The sequence below is a fragment of the Prevotella corporis DSM 18810 = JCM 8529 genome (assembly GCF_000430525.1).
Taxonomy (GTDB): domain Bacteria; phylum Bacteroidota; class Bacteroidia; order Bacteroidales; family Bacteroidaceae; genus Prevotella; species Prevotella corporis.
On sequence record NZ_AUME01000008.1, the window covers coordinates 1 to 22,454 of the forward strand.

Below are 22,454 nucleotides of genomic sequence, written 5' to 3' on the forward strand. Positions count from 1 at the left end.
CGGTGTTTTCAGGCATAGATTATTAAGCTACACCCGTACTTGGGATTGCAGTTCTATGTTGAACTTGCGGGTACGGCTTTTTCAAGCTCTTCAATACCTATGGGAGATTGCTCATCTCCCGGCACACAGTCATAGCAGTCCATGTCCATGTAATACCTTTGTTTCCCATTCCCAGCCCAGTCTTCACCTGGATATGGGTCACTGGTGAATACGCCACGGAATACAATGCCAGCCTTATCATCACCTGTCCTGAGCATATAATAGTGGTCGCCCTTATGGGCTTCCTCCCACTCATAGACGCTCCAGTTCATGCCACTGAATCCGCCAGGGTATTTTGATAGGACATCACGGTAGTCATACAGCTTGAAGCTAGTGATGGTGGGATTCCAACGTAAAAGATACGTTTTGGGTGAGCGTATAGGCTCTACATCAAATGAATCATAGAAATTTTGCCACACCTTATCCGGCATCTTGTCGATAACGAACTGGGCATAGTCCAGACGTTTGATGTACTTATCGTCCTTTGTGGCGGCAAAGAAATCGCCTATCGGGACTATCTTTGTTTCCTTCTCATTATAGAGAATAACTTTCTGGCATACACACGCAAAGCCCTTGTTGTTTCACAATATGCGGGCAACGAATTCTCCCCCATCCAGGCTACCTACTGTCGCTCGACTGAAGTTCTCATAGTCTTCGTAATTCCACTGAATGTCGATGAAGTCATCAAATGCCTTGTATGTCCATTCTTATGGACTTTCATCTGGCATTTGTGCCTTGATGTATTCTGGGAAGATATGGAACTCATGTACAAGGCCATTTACTCCGATATGGGCATCCTGCTTCTCAATGATATTGGCCATATTATCAAGACGATAATAATAAGTTTCCAATTCGTTTTCTTCTGAAAGGTCTGCAAAAGTCTTATCATCGCCGTCGTAGATGACCAGTTCAGGCCGCAGCTTCCGGGCTTCTCGCATCAAGGTGAAAGCCACATGCAACATTAGTTCTGGAGGCAAGGTATGGAAGGTTGATTATAAACAACCCCGTCTTCAAGAGAATAGTTTCTATACCCTGTGTAGAACCGCCTTTGATATACATAGTCGTTCGCTGTATTTCTTCATCATCGGGATCTATCTCAGCACACATGATAGCCGCATCAATCACTTTGGCGGCATTCTCTATCATCTTTTGATGTCGAAGCTGTCACTGGCATCAAAGCAATAGACATTGGCATACATCGTCATCTCTAGCACTTTCAAAGCCCTGCCGATCTCGCACATCATACCGCTGACGGGATAATAGATGAAGCGTTTAAGCACTTTCTCCCCAGCTTCCTCCAATGCCTCGGTATATGCGTCAAGTTGTCCAGCATACCAACCGGCATAATGGTCTGAGTCTCTATCAAGGATACACTTCTGCCCCAACGGACAAGTCTTGAAATCGATCAGGATGTCACCGTCTGAAGTCTGCCAAACAAGGTCGATGTTGCCAGAATAGACGTTGCCATCCTTTAACAGTGTGAACGGACGTTCATGATAGATATTAATGGCAGCACCAAATTGCTCCGTCAGCCATTTGACAAGCATTTCCCATGATTTTCTAATAGCAGCATAGTCAGTCAAATAGGTCTTCAGACCATAGCTCTCGATAAGATTGGTATAATAGCTCTCAATGTTTATATGCTGTTCAATGCCACAGAAAATCTGGTGGATGCAGTTACCCACATCGGCCATTGTCTTTCCGACAAGCGTTCCCTGTTGCATATGCTCACATATCTGATAGTACGCATCTACCATACCTTTCACATGCAATTTACTTGGTGAGAGACATCTTACACCTTCATCGCATGATTCTTGATGATACGGAATACGCATTGTCTTCATATCCTTATTTTCTGCCAGATAGCGATAGCCCGACAGACTATCAAACTGATCTTGTGTAATGGTGTCATCTTCGAAACGGCAACCCACACCAAAGATATCATGCTGCGCATCAGGCTGGACACAATCCAAACCGACATCTTCCAGCCATTGCAGAGTATGAACATCCTTTTTATGAGGTTCCAAAGCAACTATCAGCACATCTCGTGGGCGGGTCATACCAACATACAGCAGGCGGTTGGCTTCAGCCAATGAATCCTTGATGACCTCCTTATACAGGGAACTTTCTTCTATCTGTTGCTGGATGTCTGCAGGTACTTTGGTATTTCCTGCTCCATATATGAACGGAATGACACGTATGAAGACTTCTGGGTATGGTGTCGATGCAGAAGGCTGTTCCGAATAATTGAAATGGATGCCGTAGATGTCCTGCTTGACACATTTCTTCGGGTCATTCTTCTTCTCATAGAGATGAGTGAGGATGACATATTTCCATTCCAGACCTTTGCTGGAATGATAAGTATGCAGTTGTATGCCATTTGCATTACCTTTGCCGACAGGATCCATCACCGCAAGGTAGTCCACAAATCCCTTCACAGTGGCTGGGAGGCTCATTTGCAAGCAATGCTGCTCATAAGCATATCCAGACTGAACGATGGTGTCGAGGCAGGAAACGGACTCATCGACCTGACCTATTTTCTTTATTTCGTTATACAAGTCAAGTTCAATAACCATCGTCTCAATGAGAGCGCCCACTGACTGCTGTTTTAACATCGGTCGGAGTTCCAATAGCCTCCTAACCAAAGGAACATCATTCAAATAAGACGACTCCTTGATTTCTTCATTAGCATCAACGAGTAGTTTCTCCTCAATGATTTTGTTGGTGCCATAACCTTCCTCAGTCAACACGGCTATTTGGGCCTTGGCCAAAGAATCTTTCTCACTTTCTACAAGAGCAAGTAAGGCTAACACCAATGGCATACATTTTATTTCAGACACTCTGACTTCTTGCCTGTTAGCGGGTATTCCGTATGTTCCCGTTAAAATGCCTGCCAAAGCATCTAACGGAGCATTTGTCCTCCCCAAGACAGCGATATCCGACGGCTTCACTCCTTGCTTCAGCAGATAAGCGATGTGATCGGCAATTCCGACACTCTCTGGGTCTTCCATATCCCAAAGTCGTACAGAACGTATCTTTTCGTCGTTGGTGCGATGCGTCTTCAATACAATGGATCCTTCATCCAATATGCCCTTAAAGGTACGTTTAAAGGTCTCATTACAGACCTCTACTATACCTGGGAGCGAACGGTAAGATGTATCAAGAGTATCGGTATCACAGCCATTCTCCCCCGTCGCAATCCTGTCAACCACCGCCTTTGTCAAGGTAATGTCACTGCCACGGAAACCATAGATGGCTTGCTTATAGTCTCCTACCCAGTAACTGTGCTCCATCAATTCTGAAAGTCGGTCGAATATCTTCACTTGTAAGGGCGAGCAGTCCTGGTATTCGTCAACGAAAAGATAACGATAGCCCATCCGAATCTCCTCTGCCAATTCTTTATTGGCCAAAAGGTCACGAAGATATTTCTCCATGTCATTATAGTCCAGGAGATTCCTCTCTTTCTTGAATGTGCGGAAGCGTTCTTTCCAACGTTCTGCAAGCTGGAACAACAATAGAATGTATCGTTCCTGCTCTTTATACACCAATTCAGAATGCCACAACTCAGCAAGTTCTTCGCGCATCTGGGTACCCCGTGCGCCACATTTCGTCCATGAGTTAAGCACCGATGACAAGCGCTTGTACCATGAGATAGTTGGTGCATTGACACCACGCTTTAATCTGCGGACTTCAGTTAAAACATCTTGTTTCTTCTTGCTCTCACGTTGGGTTGCAGTAAACGACACATACTCATCGAGTATGGCCATAAGTGTTTCCGGAGAATAGTCAAGCTTGACGGAAGGATGCACAAAACCGCGGATAAAATCCAAAGATTCCATCACACTCCTGTCATAACTCTCTATTTCATAGTTGGTGGTAAGAGCGATAACCTTTTCTATGTCGCTTTTCCAGAAATCATAGTTCAGACCATTCTTCCCAGAGAAATATCCATACTGGATTCCAACACTCTCACAGAAAGCATGAAGCTGGTTCAACTCCTCATGTGTTGGAAGTTCTGATAAAGACTGTGAGATGTAGAACTGTGTATCTTCCTCAGCCATTACACCTATATCTGGAGAGAGGCCGAGAAAAAACCAGTATTTCTTGATGAGCGAGTTCGCAACGCTATGGATAGTACCAATCATAGCCTGATCAAGCTGATTGGCAGCCTCGAAGAGACCGTTCTCATAAAGAACTTTCTTGGCCTCTTCCTTCATTTCGTTGGCAGCCTTCACGGTGAACGTGGTCATAATCACCTGTTCTGACCTTACATGACCAGACTTGATAAGTTCTGCCAGTTTATGGGTAAGTGTATAGGTCTTTCCACTACCGGCACTGGCGTTGATATATGTTACATTCTCCATCTTATGCCCTCTTTATTGTTTGAAAAGTTTGTAGTTGCTGAAAATATTCTCCTTTTCGATTCCTTGATCATCTGTAATCAAAGGGAAGAGGTTCCTCTCTTCAGTGTCATTGTAGTAATCGAGCATCTTCACGGGGAAGGCTTCGCCTACCTCCACTCTGCCCTCATCCAGCTGTTTTTTCCGATAGAAGAATGATTGCCTGAGCTGTTCAACTATATTGGCATTGTTCTCTGCCTGAAGCTGTGTACAATGGATTCCATCAAAATGCTCCTTACTATAAAGATGTCCTTCGGGCATCAGGAAATATGCAGTGCGTTCAACACTATCCCGTTTCTCTGCACTGAGCATGGTGCGGTAGAGCTCCAGTTGAATCGAACGATTGGCAGTTAGCAAGTCACGGTAATAGGACTTTGAGGATGTCCACTTGAAGTCAAAGACTACAGGATGATGATTTGCATCTTCAAGTGTCATATCAATATATCCCACCATATCCCAGTCCTTGTCATTCTTCAACAGTCCCATATCTTTCTTGACCATTTGTTCACAGCCGGTAACGGTAAGGTGGTTGTCGCGTATTATTTCCAGGAGTATGCCAAGGCATCTGCGTAACTGCTCTTTCAGCAGTTCGGCATCCAATCTGTTCTCTGGCAGATACAGTATCGCGCCGCAGGATTCTATCTGCTTACGTACCTGCTCTTCAAACTCGTTATTGATACGCTGCTCTATTTCTTCTACCCCGCTGCATGATTTGCCATCACGAGGTGCAAAGAGACTTTCAATCACAGCATGTGCAACGATACCCATCGTAGTTTTTACACCCTTGATGCTGCTGGGACCTGTGCTGACGATGTTGAGCATTCGTTCCATCAGGTAATCAAATGGGTATTCTACAAGCGTACTGATAGTAGTAGGGCTAAGATGCTGTGGCCATTTGAGCAAGTCGGCATGATCGAATGGAATCAGCGACTGGATACTATTGTTCCTTACGAGATTTACCTTTTCTGTTTCTTCTTGGTACAGGTTCGGTTCTGCAACAAATTCGTTCAGGTTTTCAACCTGACTCTCCAGTCTTACCATGATGGGATGCTTGGGAGCAGGTTCACCGCCCACATAATCTGTCACAACTAATATCAGCTGTTCTTCCGTCATAAAGAATGGCAACAGTTGCATCTGATGATGATAGTCCAATTCCTTTCGTTCGTCCCAAAGCATAAGGGAGTCCTTGACCTTGGCTCTCTCTGTAGGATAGAGGAAGGCACAATCGAGCGTTGGCACGTCACCGCCTACAAAATTCATCCAAACTGTACGTCTGCTATCCGCAGCCATTTTAGAAGGGCTGTCGATGAGTTCCCTGCAACCTCTCTGTGCAGCATATTGCATGAAGGACTCTCCTTTATACAACGTGCAGATCCATGATTCCACCTGCTTAAAATCAACATATTCGCCCATGTCTGATGATTCAAGCAGGAGGACAAAGGTGTCGCACATTTGCGCAAGGCTTTCCAGTTGGCTACACCAACCTTCGTTTCCTGGCTTCTCACTCAGGAAGTGTGACCGACTCCTCGCCCAACCAGAAATACTGTTTAGGTATGTTAGCAGTCGAGTACAATCAATCTTATTGCCTGAAGGAACATCGAATGAAGGGAGATAAGTATTGACCAAGAGTTGGCGTTCTTTCTTCTCATTCTCATCCCGTTTGGCTTTCGCTTCTTCTGAGAGTTTCTCCTCCTCTTCCTTGTCATGATAGGTGTATTTACCAGAGATATAGTCTTCTACCACTTTGTGGCATTTTTCATTCCTATAGCCGCCTTCGCCAATAATAGTTTCGGCAAGTATGCCTCCAAAGAATGTGCCAAAGGGCTGCATGGGTGAATAGAGCCAGCTGATTAAGCTTTGGATATTCACCGGTTCTTTCAACATATCAATGCCAAGGACAAAGAGCTGTATCAGCTGTGGGGCAGCTTCGGTCATGCTGCTTCCCATGGTAGGCTTCCCCATCATGCGGAGCCAGTTGTCCATGGTCTTGTTTGAATTGTTAATCCATACATCTGCATTTATCTCATCACCTTTCAAGGCGAGGTATTCAATGGCTGTCTTCTCATCCGCAAACTTGTAAATCTGGAATGAATGGTCATCCTTATTCAAAGTAAGCTTGACATCTGATGAAGAGTTAAGCAGATGGGCAATATGGGAAAGATTATTTCCACGGAAGCCTTGGAAATCTTTGGATGAAATCCTTGCACCGTGGCTTTGCAAGGCAGTAAGCAATTCCTGTATAGCCGGATGGAGCATGGCTAATTCACAAGGCAGCTCAATATCAAATTCATTGAAGAAGCCGTCCTCTACCCTATTTATATATAATAGGACATCCTTCAATCTGTCAGGCATCCCTAGAGAGTTGAAAAACTCTTCCGTACCAGCAAGGACATTAAGACGACCACTGGCATTGTCGTCCTTATTGGCCTGCCACTTGTCAAGCACAAGGTTATCACGCCATCTAAGTGCTTGCTCAGCTGTACCCAAAGAGGACAACCTGAAGGATGCTGCCAAAGCGTTGTCAAGATTCCGTTTCATGTATTCCGACAATGCCTTGTAATAAAGTACTGTGCGGTTGTTACCAGATATGTCATCCACATGGATTCCAAGTCTTAGTTCCAACAGGGCAACCAGTCCCATGGTGTCACAAACCATTGTGTCCATCAGCTCTGGATGCTGCTCGTTCAGACCGATAAAAACATGCCCGCTATACTCAGGCGAAAATAGTATCTTCATATTGATATAATTACATATTCGGATGCAAAACTATCATGACGTTGTCTCATTTCGTGGGACAAGCTTGAAATAAGTACTTATTGAGGGACATTTTCTTCTTCCTCAGGCTCATACATAAACGCAGCCTCCATGTGCATGTCATGGAGTTCATCTGCCAGCCATTGTGGTGACAAGACCTTGATCTGATTACCACGGCTTAAAAGATGGCCACTCAAATCAACTGTCGGGCGCATGAACAGTTCAAAATCGGCGAAGTTCTCACCTTGTCCAATTTCCCGTTGTGTTTTGTGGATGGGTAAATCCCTAATATAATATCTCTCGTAACCGTAGGCTCTGATAACTATTCTCTCTGGCTTTGTACCGTCGCCGACTAGAACACCGTAGCATTCATCAAAGTAGGTCTGAGCATCAAAGTCTGGGTCTATCTGGAACTTAATATCCGTCATAGACATTTTCAGAATCCTGTCGAAAGAAAAGACCCCAAAGTAATTGGACTCCGGCTTCCCATCGCTAGCATCGCGGTGGAAATGGCCGAGAACATACCAGCATTGCTTAAACATCTTGATACAGTATGGTTCAAAATCAAGATGATTGGGCCTGTCAGTTCCATATTTTCTATAATCAACAGCAACACGAACACCTTTCTTCATGGCATCAATGGCCATCTTCAAATATTCGCCCCCGTATGGAACTTCTTGCAAGAGAATCCTGTCTTGAAGAGAAAGGCTTTCACCGATAACATTGTTCACTGAGAGTGTTGACAACATCCAGTTCTGGATGCTATCCTCTCTCAAAACATAGTCATTACCTATATAATACTGGTAAGCATTTTGGCGGTCGCAGTCTATATATGCCGAAGATGTCCTCAATGGCATCTTTGTGGCGATTGAATGTAGAACGAGTAAGTTCCACACCTCCACTCATATCCGTTTCAACCCAGCGTTCGTTGATTTCGGCGAACGTAATCCTTCTTGCTCCGCGAATGGTGTTAACAAGCCAGATATACTCTTTGAATTTTGCCGGTATAGTCATTGAATCTTTTATAATTTATATCATTAGTGTCCCGTTAAACTCGGGACCAGTTAAATATTAACCTTAATTCCGCAACACTATTATAAATTAAACTTTTTAAGTACCTGAGCAACAAAAGTTGCTCAGGATTTTGCCATGTCAGAATTTTCACTTATCTTAGTGCTGCAAAAAAAGAGAATCCGACGATAGACATGGCGAAGATACAAATTAAATCTGATAGACTCACTCCTTTTGGGGGATTATTTTCAATCATGGAGCAATTTGACTCCACATTATCATCTGTAATCGACTCAACCCTCGGTCTAAGGTGTGGATCGTTCGGTTATCAGTACAGCGAAATCATCCGTTCTCTCATGAGTATCTACTTCTGTGGCGGTTCATGTACCCCAGATGTCACTACTCATTTGATGAACCACCTCTCGCTTCATCCGACACTTCGCACTTGTAGCTCTGATACTATCCTCAGAGCGATAAAGGAGCTGACGCAAGAAAACATTTCATACACATCAGATATGGGCAAGACCTACGATTTCAATACGGCTGACACTCTCAATGCTTTATTGCTCAATTGTATATTTGCATCTGGCCAACTGAAAGAGGGTGAGATATATGATGTTGATTTCGACCACCAGTTCATAGAGACAGAGAAGTACGATGCAAAGCCTACATACAAGAAGTTCCTTGGTTATCGTCCTGGCGTGGCGGTTATTGGCGATTTGATAGTCGGTATAATCCGTAACTTTTACAAGGCCATTATTCAAAGATTTGACGTAAAGAAGTACGGACTCAATACAACAAGTCGCATAAAAGCGTTTGTCTTCAGGTTTATCTCTGTACCAGCCAAGTGGATCAGGACATCTAGGTATGTGCTGAATATCTATACCTGTAATAATGCTTACGCAGATGTTTTCCAGACTGATTTTGGATAATGCCTACAACTTATGGGAATGATGTTGTGTATTGCCTCAAGTCACATTGTGGGGTAAGGGGATATTGTAGGCAGAGGTGGGTGCTTCAAGTTCAACTTATCTGCAAATTCAGTAATGAGAGGACGTGTAAACGCAATAAGGACGTTCAAGGGCTTAGTAGCGGATTTGAGGTATAAAAATTGTTTCCAACATTTGTAGTTGTGTATGCCAAATATTTTATCTTGCTACCATGTGATTAATACAAAGATCATAATGGATTTAGACACTTTTATAGGATAGAACCCGCACCGGTCACAAAAATGGTTCTGAAAGGTGACCTTTTGCACTGCGAAAGATGACCTATTGTGCGACAATAGGTGACCTTTCAAACAAGCATTATTACGATGCTGATTACCAAGTGGTTATAGAAACAGGATCGGAATGAGATAATGTGGATAGTGGCGGTGATGTACCGCAGCCGTGGAGTGTGAAAAAGAATCGTCCTCTCTTATCAGAACGGATAAGGAGGACGATTGTTTATTGAACCATAATAGGGCATTAGCCCGAAAGTCCATCATTCAATATTTTGTGACAGTGCTGCTTGTCAGCTCTCATTCGTTTGCCGACGGCTTGTCAGATTTCCCGCTTTGAAGTAGCTCGCTACACACTCGACGGAGCGACTGGCCATATTCCTGACAATCAAACATGATACGTACAGGCGCTGTTGATTGAGATGGACTTTATCCCCGTAAAGGGAAACTGTCGGCAATTACAAGCCTCTTGCCTTGAGCAAGCCAGCTGCGTCAGGGGCTTTCAGACCGGTGAAGTCAGAGAAGATGTCGAGCAAGTCCTTGGTGTTGCCCTTGCTCAGAACCTTTGCACGGAAAGCATCGCCTACACCGCGTGTCAACGCACCGTGTGCTGCGAAGTAATCGGCAATGTTGACTGCGAGAACTTCTGACCAAAGGTAGCTGTAGTAACCTGCTGCATAGCCACCGCCCCATACGTGGTTGAAGTAAGAGGTTGAGTAGCGTGGTGGAATCTGATTGTTGAGCAATCCGATTTCCTTCAGGGCCTTAGTCTCGAAGTCCTTGGCCTTGTCGGCTGTTGGCACCTTGTCAGCTGGAAGCATGTGCCATGCCATATCGAGGCAGGTTGCAGCGAGGTTCTCACCGAGTGCGTATGCTGCCTGGAAGTTGACGGACTTGAGCATCTTGTCGCGCAATTCCGCTGGCATCGGTTGGTTGGTCTTATAGTGCTTTGCGTAGTTGTTGAACACTTCAGGTATGCTTGCGAACGATTCGTTGAACTGAGACGGCATTTCCACGAAGTCGCGTGCCACTGATGTTCCGCTGAGGGTGTTGTAGTAGCAGTTTGAGAGCATTCCATGGAGAGCGTGTCCGAACTCATGGAACATGGTGGTCACCTCATCCCATGTAACGAGAGTTGGCTGTCCTTCCGGAGCTTTCGCATAATTGCAGACATTGTAGATGACTGGCAACTGGTTGCGCATCTTGCTTTGCTTTGCAAATGGGCTCATCCACGCACCGCCACGCTTTGACGGACGGCGGAAGTAGTCGCAGTAGAAGAGTGCGAGTGGCTTGCCGTTGACGTCGAAAACTTCGAACACCTTCATGTCAGGATGATAGGTAGGGATGTCCTTGCGCTCCTTGAATGTGAGGCCGTAAACCTTGTTGGCAGCGTAGAACACACCGTTAACGAGGACGGAGTCAATGTTAAAATAGGGCTTTACCTCATCGTCGGAGAAGTTGTACTGGTCTTTCTTCATCTTTGCGGAATAGTAGAAGCGATCGTAAGGCTGGAGTTTGAAGTCGGCACCTTGAGTTTTGCGTGCATATTCCTCAATAGCCTTTGTCTCTGCCTCTGCCTTTGGCTTATATTCCTTGATGAGCTGCTTGAGGAAGGCATAGGTATTGTCGGTGTTCTTTGCCATTGCGTTGTCGAGCGAGTAGGAAGCGTAGTTCTTATAGCCCATGAGCTCTGCCTTTTCGGCACGCAATTTCGCAATTTCGGCTACGAATGGGAAAGTGTTGAACTCGCCAGTGCCGTCGGTGCGGTGAATGGATGCGTTGAAAACACGTTCGCGCAGCTGACGGTTGTCGAGACTTGCGAGAATGGGTTGTTGTGTTGTATTGGTGATAACAATGCAATAGGGTGCTTTTCCGCCACGACTCTCAGCGTCTTTCTTGCACTGAGCGATGTCAGCGTTGCTGAGTCCTGCGAGTTCCTTGACGTCATTGACCCACACTGTTGCGGCAGCAGCGGCCTTTGGTAACATATTGCCGAAATCTTGCTGAAGCACCGCCAGACGTTTGTTGATTTGCACCATGCGGTCCATCTTGTCTTTCGGCAGCAAAGCTCCTGAACGGACGAAGCCTTTGTACATCTCTTCAAGCAATTTCTTATCCTCGCCCTTGAGAGAGTTAAGCTCATGGTCGTAAACATATTTGACACGGTCGAAGAATTTCTTATTAAAGTTGACCTCATTGTCAAAGTCTGTCAACAATGGGATAGCTTCCTTCTCGGCAGCCTCTATCTCTGGCGACTTGTTGGCTTCGGTCACGCCGAAGAACACGTTGGTAACACGATTGAGCAGCTGACCGCTCTTCTCGTAAGCCAATATGGTATTCTCGAATGTTGGTTTCTGTTTGTTCTCAACGATTCGCTTAATTTCGGCGCGTTGCTCAGCTATTCCGGCCTTGATGGCTGGCAAATAGTGCGAGTCCTTGATCTTACTGAAATCGGGAGCTCCGTATGGCAATGGGCTTTTCTGCATGAGCGGATTGGAATACATTGATTTTCCTTTCTTTTTAGGGCTTCCTATAGCAGCGCTTGCCACCGTTACGGCACACGCAAGACCTACCATGAGAAACGTTCTCTTGAAATTAGTTTTCATAAGTTGTCTGTTTTATTTTGATTAGATATATTCTGTGGAATTCAGGTAGATGACCTCAGATATTAGATTTATTCTGGCTATTGTTGCCAATGTGTTAGCAAAAATAAGCATAAAATCTGTGAACAACTAAGTTTCGATGATTTTTAATTAAAAATGAAGGCACATAATTGACAATCTTACTTGTCGCACTCGATGTCCGAATATCGCCCCGTGTCCCTCCGAGTTGACGGAACGGGTTGACGGGCGACAAAGGTCTGTTGTGCGGTTGATGCCCCACGATGGTGTCGTGAGGCAAGGTTCTAATGAAGTTTGTCGGCTTATTGCCACTTACTTGCGAGCCTTACAGCAGCGTTTGCCCTTTCCGCATGATTCAACCTTGTACTTCTCAAACTGTTGGGCATCAAGAATCTGTTTCAGTTCATTCTCGTAAGCCTCGTGCTGAGCTTTGCAAATTTCCATCTGTTTCTTGCAAACTTCCATGTCTTTCTTGCAAGTATTCATGTCTTTCTTACAAGTATTCATATCTTTCTTGCAAGCATTCATATCTTTCTTGCAAGCATTCATCGACTTGCAAGTTGCTTTCTTGCATTCCTTTTTTTTGCAGTCATTGGCGCATTTACCACCTTTCTTGCAACAGTTCTTGGAACATTTCTGGCCCGCCTTGCAGCATTTCTCTTCGCCTTTGCCGCACTTTTCTTCACATGCCTTGTCCTTCGTCTGTGTCATTGTTGGACGACAATGGCCAAAAGACTGTGGGCTGCATGCCACTTCTTCGTATTTTTTGTTGAGATTGAGTACCTTTTCTTCCTGTTGATCACTTAGGTTGAGCACTTCTTTCATGTGCTTTGTCAGGTCTGCCGGAGTCGTTTTCTTGACTTGTCCGTGAACACATTGCTTTGTAGTACATGTGTTTTGCCTGTCTTTACCTGTGTTACCGTTTTGAGCTGATGCAGTTCCAACTGCCATCAAGCCAGCTGCCATGAGGCAGAGTGTAAATTTTTTCATCATTATACTTGTCTATTTAATTTTTATAAATATGCTATTTTGATGCAATTCGGTGGCAAAAGTTTAATTCACCAATCATCCGTTCTTCGATTTTTCTCATCGAGCGAGTGGCTCATTTATCGGCATCGTCACCTTTATATATAAGGGCTGTTCTGATCCTGTTGCGCCAAACCCACAGTTGCAGCCCCAAATTGTCGAAGTCGTAAACATGCTGATTCTGTCCCTTTCCGTTGTTTTGCGGCACATAGACTGTGTCCTCGTCGTTCGGACTCTCACCAACCATTGTCACAAAGTCATCAAAGCTCATCTTCAAGAGATCTTTCCCCTCGTAGAGGCATTCCTTCCATGGGAAGATGGTGTTCACAATGCCTTTCTCGCACCAGAGTTCGACACCTTCTTGCTCAAATACGTAGCACTCGTAGCTGAAGGATTCTTCCTCGTAGATATCCATGTGGTGGGGCATTTGTTTATATTCGTCAATGCTTGCGCCCAGTTTGAATTCGCCGTATCTTGTGTTAAGTATCAATTCTCTTTTCATGTCATCCTCCTTTTGCCAATAATTTCTTTAGTGCAAATATAGCTTTTTCCTGACAACTCGCCGAAAGATTAATAGCTTTTAACGCATGAAAGTGAACGGATGTGAATGCAATGAGTCCATACCAGAGTGCGATTGCCGGCCTGAATGGCGACCGCCAACAATACAAAAGCGCACACCCTGAGGTCTGCGCTTTGTAGATGATTGAGCCGAAGCTCGTTCTCTCTTGCTTGATTGCTGGGTTGCGCCTCACGGCGTTTCCCATAATCTTGCATCATTTGTTATCCTTTATCAATCTTTCACTTACCTTGACTTATACTTTTCCTGAAAAAATCTTTACCTAAACCTTAAAAACTAAAAACTGAATTTATTACTATTAAACTATAAAATCAACTATTAATTTAAACTATCTATTATCCATTCTGTCTTTGCGACGTTGCAAATGTACAACGCTTTGGCATCGGCACAATGAAAATTGATGTTTTTTGCTCAAAAGAGGTTCTTTTCTTGATGCAAATCAAGTGAGCAACGGCTGCAGCTAAATGGAGTTCGCAATATGACAAATAAATCCTCCCAATCGGATAAAGACATTGTTTCGTCTTCCGACACCAATGATGTCAGATTGCAGTTTCGGACGATTCCGCCACCAGCCGCTTCACCATCAGCAGCCCGTTCCGTCCAAATTGCACGATGCACCTTCAGGAGTATCCTCTAAAACCACATCGTCTATCGAAAAACTGACCGTTCCATCGTCAAGCACAAAACAGGGAATGCCCACGTAGCCATGAGCTCTTGCGTCGTCAAAGGCAGGGTTGCTGTCGCGCAAGGTCAGAAACTGCTTGAGGTTTCTCACGTGTTCGCCGATGTCTATCAACTCATAATTCGGATTTCCAGCCAACTGAGCCTTCACCTGCGTACAATCGGGACAGGTGGACATTACAAATACTTTTGTCATAGTCTTGATGATTTAAAATTATTCTTTTCCGTCGTAGCTGATTTCTGATAACATCGAACCAGTCATTGACAGAGAACGCACCTACTGCACATCAGAGCAGGAAGAACAGCGACACACCGATGACCGAAATAACGGCACCGACTACACCCTTGAGCGTAATCTTCTCGTGGAACAGATAGTAGGATGGCAACAGAATCATGATAGGACTCGTGGCCATCAGCGTACTTGCTATGCCGGCATCGGTATAGTGACCCGCCATCAGCGAGAAGCTCACACCGAGGAACGGTCCTGAGAACACGGCTATGAGCAAAGCCCACATGCCTTTTTTGTTGTGCACACTCTGCGCCCAACGTTTGCCGTCGCCCTTGAGTATCAGCCAAATGCCATAGCAGACCAGACCGGCGATGCAGCGAATGAGGTTGGCACTGAACGACATATAGTTCTCCATGCCCTTCCATGCCTCAGCCGACACTGCTGCTTGCACATCGGCGCGATAATACTCCTGACCGATGAGGCTCAACACGTAGCCCAATCCTTGTCCCAAACCTGCGCCAATGCCGAACAAGACGCCTTTCAACGGCAGTTGCAACGACACTTTGTGCTTGCCGTCGCCCTTGCTGAGCACCGAAATGGCTATACCTGACATGGTGACAACCATCGCTATGACACTGTTGAGACTCATCACCTGTCCCATCATCGCCCATGCCGAGATGGCCGTGAACATAGGGGCGAGCGTCATGAAGAGCTGCCCGTAGCGAGAACCGATGCTGATGTAGCTATTGAACAGGCACCAGTCGCCGAAAAAATAGCCCACCACGCCAGACAATAGCAACCACACCCAACTCTCAAAATGGGCGTGAACGGGGAATGCCTCGCCAGTAAACCACCACATCATCAACAGCGACAGCAACAACGCAAGGCCCATTCGCCAGACGTTTGTTACAACAATGCCAAGCCGTTTACTTGCCACTTCGCACGACATGGCTGCAATCGTCCACGAAAAAGCTACTCCCAACGATATTATCTCACCTAAATACTGCATTTCCTTACAATAAAAACAACGTCATGTCGGAACATTTCCGGCAATGATACTAAAAATACGGTGCAAAATTATAATAATTATTTGAAACTCATCGCAAATCGTTGAATTTTTATTGCCAACTGGCGCTCTTTCATAATCTTGCCCCCGCTTTTGACAAGGCGGTGGGTAGGATGAAGGGCAGGCTACTCCTATGGTGCATATAGGGTGAGAAAGGAACCCGATGGGCAAATAAAAAATCATTACAAGTAAAGATTTTTCAACCTTGTTGGTAACTTATTGATAATCTACGCATTAGGTAATGCACGACAAAAGATGAGCAATGGCAATGCAAAAGCTCACCAATGGCCGTGCAAAAGCTCACCTTTTACCGACTGAAAGGTGCGGTTTGGGAGTGTGGTTGCGAAAACTTTTGACAAAAATGGGTGACCATACTTGTCGGAGAGCCTTAACGCCGACGGGCGGACACTTGACGGAGGGCCGCCCTTCAGCACCACTTAGAGCAGTCCGCGCACAATGCCGGCCAGCGCCTTGCCATCGGCCATCGGCAGGCGGGTCTTCACTTCCTTGATGACCATGCCCATGTTGGCTGCCGGATTGGCTGCGATAATCTCACGTGCGCAAGCCGTCATCTCCTCATCGGTGGGCACAGCGGGCAGATACTGGCTGATGATGTCGAGTTCTTTCTGCTCCTTCTCAGCCAGTTCGGTGCGGTTGGCCTTGGTGTATTGCTCGATGGCGTCATGCCGTTGGGCCACCATCTTCTTGAGAATCGACATTTCCTTTTCCTCGTCCATTTCCTTTCCCGCACCTTCTTTTGAGGTTCTGTATTTCAGGAACTCGGTCTTTATCAGGCGCAGCACGTCTCTTTTCTCTGTCTCGTGAGCTTTCATCGCCTCGCGGATCAGCTCGTCAATGTTAGAATTAATCATTTTGCAGTGCTTTTAATTTGATGTTGAATGGTTTCCGTCTCATATCGACGGCTTATTTTCTATGCAAAGATAGCGATTTTCTGTGAGGAATCGACATGAATGGCTGACGGAATTGCCTACAAAATGAAAATCATGCGGGGCAGTGGCATTGTTTTCTGCATGGAAATAATGATTGGAAACAGAAAAATATATGTATCTTTGCAACCGATAACTGATGTTTTGGATTTCGATAACTGATGGTTCGGACGGTGTCCGAATCATGATTTGATAAGAGTTTTTCTACAATGAACGGAACTATCATAGGACTTCTCATCCCCCTTATGGGGACGGTACTCGGCTCTGCCTTCGTGTTTTTCATGCGGAAGGAAATGCCTGAGCAACTGCAAAAGGCACTTCTGGGATTCGCCTCCGGAGTGATGGTGGCGGCATCGGTATGGTCGTTGCTCATCCCGTCGATGGATATGTGGAACGATGCTGGCAGACTGCGCATCATACCAGCCCTTGTGGGCTTCCTTGCCGGAATAGCCTTCTTGCTTTTCATCGACTTCATCACACCGCACCTTCACCTTGGGAGCAACACTCCGGAAGGACCGAAGACTCATTTGAGCCGAACGGCCATGCTTACCTTCGCCGTGACGATACACAATCTGCCCGAAGGAATGGCTGTGGGAGTGGTGCTGGCTGGCGCCATGCAGACGGGGAGCACCATTACCACTGCCGCCGCACTGGCAATGGCGGTCGGTATCGCCATACAGAACATACCTGAGGGCGCCATCATATCGATGCCAATGTGCGAAGCCGGCAACTCGAAGCTGAAATCGTTTATCATCGGCTCGCTCAGTGGTGTGGTTGAGCCCATCGGGGGCATACTCGTCATCCTCCTGGCGGGCATCATCAATCCGGCCCTACCCTATCTGTTGAGCTTCGCTGCCGGTGCCATGTTCTACGTAGTGGTCGAGGAACTCATCCCCGAAGCCTCGGAAGGAAACCACTCCAACTTATCAACCATCGGGTTTGCACTGGGCTTCGCCCTCATGATGACGCTCGATGTCGTGACGGGATAGGAGCAACGGTGACGGACTGGCTGGCACGACGGTGGCAAACTGATAGGCTGTTGATGGCAAACCATTAAACAACAAAGGTCGCATGACAACCGTCATGCGACCTTATTATAATTAAATGTAAGGGCTTCAGCTGGCCAAACCAGTGGGGTTTGGCCATTCTGCACTATCTTATTGCATATCATAAACCACCTGCATGAGCTTCTTGCCCAATGCGTCGGCCTCCTTCATCGACCCCGCCTCACTGTAAATGCGGATGATAGGCTCGGTGTTCGACTTGCGGAGGTGTACCCACGACGTCGGGAAATCAAGCTTTACGCCGTCGATGTCGGTCACCTGAACATCGCTTTCCTGTCCGTAGAGTTCCTTAACCTTCGCCAATATCGCATCAACGTTGGTCTCTGGCGTCAGATCGATGCGGTTTTTGGCAATGAAATAGGACGGATAGGTCTTTCGCAGTTCACTGGCCTTGAGTCCTTTCTGAGCCAACGAGCTGAGGAAGAGGACAATTCCGACGAGCGCATCACGCCCGTAGTGACTCTCCGGATAGATAACTCCACCGTTTCCCTCGCCTCCGATGACGGCATTGACCTCCTTCATCTTCGTCGTCACATTGACTTCGCCCACCGCCGATGCATAGTATTTGCCTCCATGCTTCTCCGTCACGTCCCGCAGCGCACGGGTTGACGAAAGATTGCTCACGGTATTGCCCTTCACATGGTCGAGAATGTAATCAGCCACACTGACAAGAGTGTATTCTTCACCAAACATCACACCGTCCTCCTGAATGAACGCGAGGCGATCGACGTCTGGATCAACGACGATTCCAAGGTCGTAGCCGCCCTTTCGCATCTCTTCCATGATGCCGCTGAGGTTCTTTTCGATGGGTTCGGGGTTGTGGGCGAAATCGCCTGTTGGCTCACCGTAGAGTATTTTGTATTCTACGCCCAACTCGTCGAGCAACTTCGGCAGGATAACACCTCCCACTGAATTGATCGTATCGACGCAAACACGGAACTTCCGCTCTCTGATGGCAGTCAAATCTGCCAGTTTCAATGCCTTGACAGCCTCGATATGCTTCTGATTATATGTGTTGTCCTCGGTGTATTGACCAAGTTTATCGACGTCAGCGTAGTTGAAATCCTCGCGTTCGGCGATGTTCAGCACCTCCGCACCTTCGGAAGCGGTGAGAAATTCGCCCTCATGGTTGAGCAGTTTCAGCGCATTCCACTGGCGGGGGTTGTGCGATGCGGTGATGATGATTCCCCCATCAGCTCCCGACATGCGCACTGCGAGTTCCGTTGTAGGAGTGGTGGCGAGGCCGATGTTCACTACATCGGCGCCGATGCCCATCAACGTGCCGCAAACGATGTTCTTCACCATCTCGCCAGATATCCTTGCGTCGCGTCCTACCACAATTTTCAGCTTCTTATCTGGATGCTTGCTCGCGATGAAGGTGGCATAAGCCGACGTGAATTTTACAATGTCAAGCGGATTTAAGGTGTCTCCGGTGTGGCCTCCGATGGTCCCACGGATTCCTGAGATAGACTTAATTAGCGTCATAGTATTGTTTTCTTTATATCGTTTAATTGCTTCCACCCCGTCTTTCGTGGTCTGTCGTATTGCCGACGGTGAGCGAAAAGACCGTGATGTGTGAAGCGTTTGTTGTTCGTTGATAATGGATTATGCCTCTTTAGATTATCGAAAGGCAGCCCGTCAATAATTGATTATGCCTCTTTAGACTATCGAAAGGCAAACTGTCAATGATTGAAAAAAGGAATAAGAAACACTGATGATTTCCTATTCCTTCTTCAATTTTATTATAGTCCGCGCCCGTAGGTGATGTCATAGAAGCACGGATAGACGTTTTGGCTGGCATTCTGCTGCCCCTGAGTTGACGGAACGATGAGCCTTACATGAGCCAGTGAGTCGGCGGCGCTTTTTATTCTGCCTATGTTGATGTAGGGCAAGGGGGCCAACCAGCCTGCTGGAACAGATGCACTCTTGTAGGACTGGTACATCACACTTGAGCCCTTGTCGAACGAAGCTGTAAATGTCCCACTGGTATTGGTGACCGACATCTTGTCAACAACGCCACTCCAATAGAGCACTTTGTTACTGAGTTGGATGGAATCCTTGAAGATGCTGCGTTCGTCGAATCTGCAAAGCACTGTCGCTGTCTCACCTTTCTTTATTGTCTCGCCCACCCCTTTGTTCATGATTTGCATGTAAACGCCTGTGTTGGTGAACCTTACGAACTCGTTTTTGGACAGATTGGTGGTCTGTCCCTGCTTGTTGAATTGCTGTTCGGTGATGACTGTGATGCCGCGCTTTGTGATAAAGTCGTTGATGGCATTGCGTTCGCGTTCAAGCTGGTCAGCGTAGGTATCGTTTTTGTTGCATGAATACAGTGCCAGCACTCCGGCCAGAACCACGAGCAGTAAAGTGATCTTCTTCATTCTATAATGTGTTCGTTGTTGCTTACTTAATCGTTTCGTTGTCTATCATTGTGCAAAGATAAGAAAAGAAAATAAGACGGGGCAAGCAGAAGTCAGAAAATATATTAAAATACTTTATCCTTCCCCTTATCGGCGCTGTGCCTTTCGGGTTGCTATCGCAGCTCGTCCTTGAATGCCAGTATGGCTTTGAGTGCTATTTGCTCTGCCTCCTTGATAGAACAGTGCAGCTTTCCGCCCGACGCATCTGCGTGTCCGCCCCCGTTAAAGAAGCGAACGGCCATGGGCTGGCAGTGGAATCCGTTGCCTGAGCGAAGGCTGACGAGCACGAGGTTGGGCTTTTCGGTGTCTTCGCGCAGCGAAATGCTCAGTTTCAGTCCTTTAATTTGCTGTGGTATGTTGACGACGCCCTCCAGATCGCCCTTGATGAACTTGAAGCGTCTCATCTCTTCTTTTGTCACGGCAAAGTAAGCGGCATGGAGTTCCTCAACGACGTTGAGCTTGTTGTAGATGATATAGCCTCTCAGTTTGAGCGCATTGGTCGAATAGTTGTGATAAACTTTGTTGTAGATGTTGTCCTTGTCGATGCGCTTGGCGAGCAGTTGGCTAATAATGAAATAGATTTCGGGGCGTGTTGAGTTGTAGGTGAAGCCTCCTGTGTCGGTCATCATGCCACAATAGATGCATTGTGCGCAATCTTTTGCCATGTCATCGTAGCCTCCCAGCTGCCATATGAGCGAGAAAACGATTTCGGATGTGCTCGAAATCTCTGTGCGAGAGATGGTCAGCTCGTTGTTTCTGTCTGGGTCTATGTGATGGTCGATGAGCAGTCGCTTAGCCTTGCATTCCTCCAGCACAGGTCTCATGTCCTCGACTCTCATCATCTGGTTGAAGTCGAGGCAGCAGACGAGGTCGGCGGCATCGAAAGCGCGCTTCACTTCGGCAGGTCTCTTGTCGTAGCGCAGCACCTCATTGCTGCCCGGCATCCACCTAAGGAAGTCTGGGAAGGCATCGGGGAGGCAGATTCTCACATCGTCCTTTCCCAGTTGTCTGAGATATGATTTCCATGCGAGCGTGGAACCGAGTGCGTCACCGTCAGGCGACTTGTGGGCACAGATGACGATGTGCCGTGCCTCGGCAAGCAGCGTGCGTAGTTTCTCTAATTCCTTATCGTCTAAGAGATTGATGTTCATTCTTTTGTTGTTGGTTATTGGTCGTTCTTTTTGTGGATGAATTGTTCCTTGTTGAAAAACCAACCGGAAAGGGAGTGTCCGTTTGGGTGGTTCTCCCTCTCACGGTTGGACGCATGAAAAAATTAAAAATGTTAGATTGTTTCAGAACAGTCTTGATGGATAGACACCCTCGTCAACCAGTCGTTTGATGCGTTCCACGACCCCTTCGCGGTCCTCTGGATAGGTGACGCCGAACCATGTGCTGGTGGTGTCGAGCACTTTCACGGTGGCTGTGCCGTCTGTGATGAGCTTGTTGACCATCATCGGGATGAAATATTCCGACTTCTTGTTCTCCATATTGCGTGGATCGGACAGGAATTCCTTGAAGTATTCCTCGCTGTAGTCAAGATAGTCGGGGGTGAAGCCCCACACGTTCATCGACACGGGGGTGTTGTCATCAACGGTCACCCATGAGCCGTTGTCGTCGAGATACTGTACTTTGCCGTCGCGACGCTCTATCTTCGTGCGCTCTACGACAGTGGTGAGGTTGCCTTCCTTGTTGGTCGAGCAGACGCCACGCGACACTGTGCCGTTCTCGCTCAACGTATTGCCCACGCGGAAGCCCACCATGGCATAGTCGTTCTTGGCCCCTTCGGGCAGGTCGGCCAGGTATTTGCCGATGACCTTGAAGCAATCGCGGTTGTAGAAGTCGTCGCAGTTGATGACGCAGAAAGGTTCGTTGATGACATCCTTGGCCATCAGCACGGCATGGTTGGTTCCCCAGGGCTTCTCACGGCCCTCTGGCACTGTGAACCCTTCGGGAAGGGCGTCGATGCCTTGGAAGACGAGTTCTGCCGGGATATGGCCTTCGTATTTGGAGAGCACCTTCTCACGGAACTGCTCTTCGAAATCCTTGCGTATTACGAACACTATTTTTCCGAATCCGGCCTGAATAGCGTCGTAGATGGAATAGTCCATGATGGTCTCGCCGTGAGGTCCTAAGCCGTCAAGCTGCTTGAGTCCGCCGTAACGGCTGCCCATTCCCGCAGCGAGCAATAACAATGTAGGTTTCATATAGTGATGTTTTATACGTTTACCTCAGATAGATTATCTTCGTTTTCGTTGCAAAGGTAATAAAAAGATTTCAAAATTTATCGGCTATCGCCAACTTTATCCCAAATCGTTTTTCAACGATTGTCGCTCCCCCGTGGTGCGTCGATGTTACAGATGCTGGGCCGCCATTGTCAGGCATTTTCGCTTCCGCACG

The 22,454-nt window shown here is 46.7% G+C and carries 20 protein-coding genes and 1 pseudogene; 3 read left to right on the top strand and 18 right to left on the bottom strand.

Features of this window, described 5'->3' with window-relative positions; all coding sequences use genetic code 11:
* Positions 1-53 precede the first annotated feature (53 nt).
* The 7 genes from H515_RS0102310 to H515_RS14980 all read right to left on the bottom strand — a co-directional run bounded on the left by H515_RS0102310 (position 54) and on the right by H515_RS14980 (position 8,207).
* Positions 54-470, bottom strand: a complete 417-nt coding sequence (locus tag H515_RS0102310) for a hypothetical protein (protein WP_028901527.1) — start codon at positions 468-470, stop codon at positions 54-56.
* Between the two features lie 276 nt (positions 471-746).
* On the bottom strand, positions 747-977 hold the full coding sequence (locus H515_RS0102315; RefSeq protein ID WP_028901528.1) for a hypothetical protein: 231 nt from the start codon (positions 975-977) through the stop codon (positions 747-749).
* Positions 949-1,185 carry a hypothetical protein gene (locus H515_RS0102320; RefSeq protein WP_025877982.1) on the bottom strand — a complete coding sequence of 79 codons (237 nt, stop codon included), beginning with the start codon at positions 1,183-1,185 and terminating at the stop codon, positions 949-951. Before H515_RS0102320 ends, H515_RS0102315 begins: the two co-directional genes overlap by 29 nt.
* A complete protein-coding gene (locus H515_RS0102325; protein WP_025877983.1) occupies positions 1,182-4,403 on the bottom strand; it encodes a UvrD-helicase domain-containing protein in 3,222 nt (1,073 codons plus the stop codon). The genes H515_RS0102320 and H515_RS0102325 overlap by 4 nt, the downstream gene beginning before the upstream one ends.
* Before the next feature lie 12 nt (positions 4,404-4,415).
* On the bottom strand, positions 4,416-7,175 hold the full coding sequence (locus H515_RS0102330) for a PD-(D/E)XK nuclease family protein (RefSeq protein ID WP_025877984.1): 2,760 nt from the start codon (positions 7,173-7,175) through the stop codon (positions 4,416-4,418).
* Between the two features lie 77 nt (positions 7,176-7,252).
* Positions 7,253-8,050, bottom strand: a complete 798-nt coding sequence (locus H515_RS12835) for a helix-turn-helix transcriptional regulator (protein ID WP_051274624.1) — start codon at positions 8,048-8,050, stop codon at positions 7,253-7,255.
* Positions 7,980-8,207, bottom strand: a complete 228-nt coding sequence (locus H515_RS14980; RefSeq protein ID WP_238300186.1) for a hypothetical protein — start codon at positions 8,205-8,207, stop codon at positions 7,980-7,982. Before H515_RS14980 ends, H515_RS12835 begins: the two co-directional genes overlap by 71 nt.
* A gap of 191 nt (positions 8,208-8,398) precedes the next feature.
* On the opposite strand from H515_RS14980, the gene H515_RS0102340 reads away from it, so the two are divergent.
* Positions 8,399-9,136: a hypothetical protein gene (locus H515_RS0102340; protein WP_028901529.1), complete on the top strand. Its 738-nt coding sequence runs from the start codon at positions 8,399-8,401 to the stop codon at positions 9,134-9,136.
* A gap of 12 nt (positions 9,137-9,148) precedes the next feature.
* Positions 9,149-9,334 (top strand): annotated as a pseudogene (locus H515_RS14985) (hypothetical protein).
* Between the two features lie 550 nt (positions 9,335-9,884).
* On the opposite strand, the gene H515_RS0102350 reads toward H515_RS14985, so the two are convergent.
* From H515_RS0102350 to H515_RS0102375, 7 genes are all read right to left on the bottom strand, one after another.
* Positions 9,885-12,032: a M3 family metallopeptidase gene (locus H515_RS0102350; RefSeq protein WP_028901530.1), complete on the bottom strand. Its 2,148-nt coding sequence runs from the start codon at positions 12,030-12,032 to the stop codon at positions 9,885-9,887.
* A gap of 327 nt (positions 12,033-12,359) precedes the next feature.
* Complete coding sequence (locus H515_RS13690) at positions 12,360-13,040, bottom strand: hypothetical protein (protein WP_025875355.1); 681 nt, start codon at positions 13,038-13,040, stop codon at positions 12,360-12,362.
* A 109-nt stretch (positions 13,041-13,149) separates the two neighbouring features.
* Complete coding sequence (locus tag H515_RS0102360) at positions 13,150-13,575, bottom strand: hypothetical protein (RefSeq protein WP_025875353.1); 426 nt, start codon at positions 13,573-13,575, stop codon at positions 13,150-13,152.
* Position 13,576: 1 nt separating this feature from the next.
* Positions 13,577-13,837 carry a hypothetical protein gene (locus H515_RS14715; RefSeq protein WP_025875351.1) on the bottom strand — a complete coding sequence of 87 codons (261 nt, stop codon included), beginning with the start codon at positions 13,835-13,837 and terminating at the stop codon, positions 13,577-13,579.
* A 396-nt stretch (positions 13,838-14,233) separates the two neighbouring features.
* Complete coding sequence (locus H515_RS0102365) at positions 14,234-14,527, bottom strand: hypothetical protein (RefSeq protein ID WP_025875349.1); 294 nt, start codon at positions 14,525-14,527, stop codon at positions 14,234-14,236.
* 91 nt (positions 14,528-14,618) lie between these two features.
* On the bottom strand, positions 14,619-15,569 hold the full coding sequence (locus H515_RS0102370) for a DMT family transporter (RefSeq protein ID WP_028901532.1): 951 nt from the start codon (positions 15,567-15,569) through the stop codon (positions 14,619-14,621).
* A 494-nt stretch (positions 15,570-16,063) separates the two neighbouring features.
* Positions 16,064-16,498: a GatB/YqeY domain-containing protein gene (locus H515_RS0102375; RefSeq protein ID WP_025875348.1), complete on the bottom strand. Its 435-nt coding sequence runs from the start codon at positions 16,496-16,498 to the stop codon at positions 16,064-16,066.
* A 284-nt stretch (positions 16,499-16,782) separates the two neighbouring features.
* Here H515_RS0102375 and H515_RS0102385 point away from each other — a divergent pair, with 284 nt between their 5' ends.
* Positions 16,783-17,562, top strand: a complete 780-nt coding sequence (locus tag H515_RS0102385) for a ZIP family metal transporter (RefSeq protein ID WP_028901533.1) — start codon at positions 16,783-16,785, stop codon at positions 17,560-17,562.
* A gap of 168 nt (positions 17,563-17,730) precedes the next feature.
* Here the strand turns inward: H515_RS0102385 and glmM are convergent, their stop codons facing one another.
* From glmM to H515_RS0102405, 4 genes are all read right to left on the bottom strand, one after another.
* A complete protein-coding gene (gene glmM, locus H515_RS0102390) occupies positions 17,731-19,122 on the bottom strand; it encodes a phosphoglucosamine mutase (protein WP_028901534.1) in 1,392 nt (463 codons plus the stop codon).
* Between the two features lie 257 nt (positions 19,123-19,379).
* The gene (locus H515_RS0102395; RefSeq protein WP_025875346.1) at positions 19,380-20,018 is read right to left on the bottom strand and encodes a DUF4827 domain-containing protein; all 639 of its coding nucleotides are present in this window, start codon (positions 20,016-20,018) and stop codon (positions 19,380-19,382) included.
* Positions 20,019-20,170: 152 nt separating this feature from the next.
* Complete coding sequence (locus H515_RS0102400; protein ID WP_028901535.1) at positions 20,171-21,208, bottom strand: DHH family phosphoesterase; 1,038 nt, start codon at positions 21,206-21,208, stop codon at positions 20,171-20,173.
* 141 nt (positions 21,209-21,349) lie between these two features.
* On the bottom strand, positions 21,350-22,261 hold the full coding sequence (locus tag H515_RS0102405) for a glycosyltransferase family protein (protein ID WP_025875344.1): 912 nt from the start codon (positions 22,259-22,261) through the stop codon (positions 21,350-21,352).
* Between the last annotated feature and the right edge of the window lie 193 nt (positions 22,262-22,454).

Excerpts from the sequence above, each read along its gene's own strand:
- H515_RS13690 (WP_025875355.1), bottom strand. The coding sequence starts at position 13,040 with ATGATGAAAAAATTTACACTCTGCCTCATGGCAGCTGGCTTGATGGCA.
- H515_RS0102340 (WP_028901529.1), top strand. The coding sequence starts at position 8,399 with ATGGCGAAGATACAAATTAAATCTGATAGACTCACTCCTTTTGGGGGA.
- H515_RS0102330 (WP_025877984.1), bottom strand. The coding sequence starts at position 7,175 with ATGAAGATACTATTTTCGCCTGAGTATAGCGGGCATGTTTTTATCGGT.
- H515_RS0102365 (WP_025875349.1), bottom strand. The coding sequence starts at position 14,527 with ATGACAAAAGTATTTGTAATGTCCACCTGTCCCGATTGTACGCAGGTG.
- H515_RS0102375 (WP_025875348.1), bottom strand. The coding sequence starts at position 16,498 with ATGATTAATTCTAACATTGACGAGCTGATCCGCGAGGCGATGAAAGCT.
- H515_RS0102405 (WP_025875344.1), bottom strand. The coding sequence starts at position 22,261 with ATGAAACCTACATTGTTATTGCTCGCTGCGGGAATGGGCAGCCGTTAC.
- H515_RS0102400 (WP_028901535.1), bottom strand. The coding sequence starts at position 21,208 with ATGAACATCAATCTCTTAGACGATAAGGAATTAGAGAAACTACGCACG.
- H515_RS0102350 (WP_028901530.1), bottom strand. The coding sequence starts at position 12,032 with ATGAAAACTAATTTCAAGAGAACGTTTCTCATGGTAGGTCTTGCGTGT.
- H515_RS12835 (WP_051274624.1), bottom strand. The coding sequence starts at position 8,050 with ATGCCATTGAGGACATCTTCGGCATATATAGACTGCGACCGCCAAAAT.
- H515_RS0102325 (WP_025877983.1), bottom strand. The coding sequence starts at position 4,403 with ATGGAGAATGTAACATATATCAACGCCAGTGCCGGTAGTGGAAAGACC.
- H515_RS0102385 (WP_028901533.1), top strand. The coding sequence starts at position 16,783 with ATGAACGGAACTATCATAGGACTTCTCATCCCCCTTATGGGGACGGTA.
- H515_RS0102360 (WP_025875353.1), bottom strand. The coding sequence starts at position 13,575 with ATGAAAAGAGAATTGATACTTAACACAAGATACGGCGAATTCAAACTG.
- H515_RS0102320 (WP_025877982.1), bottom strand. The coding sequence starts at position 1,185 with ATGATAGAGAATGCCGCCAAAGTGATTGATGCGGCTATCATGTGTGCT.
- H515_RS0102370 (WP_028901532.1), bottom strand. The coding sequence starts at position 15,569 with ATGCAGTATTTAGGTGAGATAATATCGTTGGGAGTAGCTTTTTCGTGG.
- H515_RS0102395 (WP_025875346.1), bottom strand. The coding sequence starts at position 20,018 with ATGAAGAAGATCACTTTACTGCTCGTGGTTCTGGCCGGAGTGCTGGCA.
- glmM (WP_028901534.1), bottom strand. The coding sequence starts at position 19,122 with ATGACGCTAATTAAGTCTATCTCAGGAATCCGTGGGACCATCGGAGGC.
- H515_RS14980 (WP_238300186.1), bottom strand. The coding sequence starts at position 8,207 with ATGACTATACCGGCAAAATTCAAAGAGTATATCTGGCTTGTTAACACC.
- H515_RS0102315 (WP_028901528.1), bottom strand. The coding sequence starts at position 977 with ATGCGAGAAGCCCGGAAGCTGCGGCCTGAACTGGTCATCTACGACGGC.
- H515_RS0102310 (WP_028901527.1), bottom strand. The coding sequence starts at position 470 with ATGCCGGATAAGGTGTGGCAAAATTTCTATGATTCATTTGATGTAGAG.
- H515_RS14715 (WP_025875351.1), bottom strand. The coding sequence starts at position 13,837 with ATGGGAAACGCCGTGAGGCGCAACCCAGCAATCAAGCAAGAGAGAACG.